The following is a 1,375-nucleotide window of genomic DNA, read 5'->3' on the forward strand; positions in this document are numbered from 1 at the left end:
ATGAAAAATTTAACTGAGTAGTAACTGAACTGTAAATTGTTGATGGTAAAGGGTTAGACCCCCGTGAGAAGTATCTGCATATCCTACTGGATATCACTATCCGATTAACGAAGGAGGATCTCACGAGCGTCTTTCATCAGGGTCCGAATCACTAGCGATTCAGCATGACCGTTTATAGTAGCGCAGTCTTATCCCTTGCCTTTCATTGATGAACAGACAGAAATTAAAAACCGGCGTTGACTGTTCGGGGAAGCCCTTATAGTAGGATATTTAATGAGATGGTCACTCCCTCCTTCCCGGTACTATGCTGAGGATAGGCTTTCATTCGGAGAACTATCATGGAAAACATTGCGCTCATTGGTATCGATCTGGGTAAAAACTCTTTCCATATTCATTGCCAGGATCGTCGCGGCAAGGCTGTTTACCGTAAAAAATTTACACGGCCAAAGTTAATCGAATTTTTGGCGACATGCCCCGCTACAACCATCGCAATGGAAGCCTGTGGTGGCTCTCACTTTATGGCACGCAAGTTGGAAGAGTTAGGGCATTTTCCTAAGCTGATATCACCACAATTTGTCCGTCCATTCGTTAAAAGTAACAAAAACGACTTTGTCGACGCCGAAGCTATTTGTGAAGCTGCATCGCGTCCGTCTATGCGTTTTGTGCAACCTAGAACGGAATCTCAGCAGGCAATGCGGGCTCTGCATCGTGTCCGTGAATCCTTGGTTCAGGATAAGGTAAAAACAACCAATCAGATGCATGCTTTCCTGCTGGAATTTGGCATTAGCGTTCCACGAGGAGCTGCCGTTATTAGCCGACTGAGTACCATTCTTGAGGACAATAGTTTGCCTCTTTACCTCAGCCAGTTATTGCTGAAATTACAACAGCATTATCACTATCTTGTTGAGCAGATTAAAGGTTTGGAATCCCAGTTGAAACGAAAGTTGGACGAAGATGAGATTGGACAGCGCTTGCTGAGCATTCCCTGCGTCGGAACACTGACAGCGAGTACTATTTCAACTGAGATTGGCGACGTGAAGCAGTACGCCAGCAGCCGTGACTTTGCGGCTTCAACAGGGCTGGTTCCCCGACAGTACAGCACGGGAGGTCGGACGACATTGCTTGGAATTAGTAAACGAGGCAACAAAAAGATCCGAACCTTGCTGGTTCAATGTGCCAGGGTATTCATACAAAAACTGGAACACCAGTCTGGTAAATTGGCCGACTGGGTCAGGGAGTTGTTGTGTCGGAAAAGCAACTTTGTCGTCACCTGTGCTCTGGCAAACAAGCTGGCCAGAATAGCCTGGGCACTTACGGCGCGCCAGCAAACTTACGAAGCATAAAGGCAGAAATACACCAGTTTAAACAATCACTC

At 46.4% G+C, this 1,375-nt stretch carries 1 protein-coding gene; it reads left to right on the plus strand.

What is annotated here, in order from left to right; genetic code table 11:
* Positions 1–338: 338 nt before the first annotated feature.
* Positions 339–1,343 (plus strand): IS110-like element IS4321 family transposase, encoded by a 1,005-nt coding sequence (locus tag ACT3RT_RS23045; RefSeq protein WP_496203782.1) that lies wholly within the window; start codon positions 339–341, stop codon positions 1,341–1,343.
* Positions 1,344–1,375 lie beyond the last annotated feature (32 nt).

It is taken from the genome of Ewingella sp. AOP9-I1-14 (assembly GCF_052375995.1).
Lineage (GTDB): Bacteria > Pseudomonadota > Gammaproteobacteria > Enterobacterales > Enterobacteriaceae > Ewingella > Ewingella allii.

What these genes read in the sequence shown, in the direction of transcription:
- ACT3RT_RS23045 (WP_496203782.1), top strand. Translation starts at nt 339, where the DNA reads ATGGAAAACATTGCGCTCATTGGTATCGATCTGGGTAAAAACTCTTTC.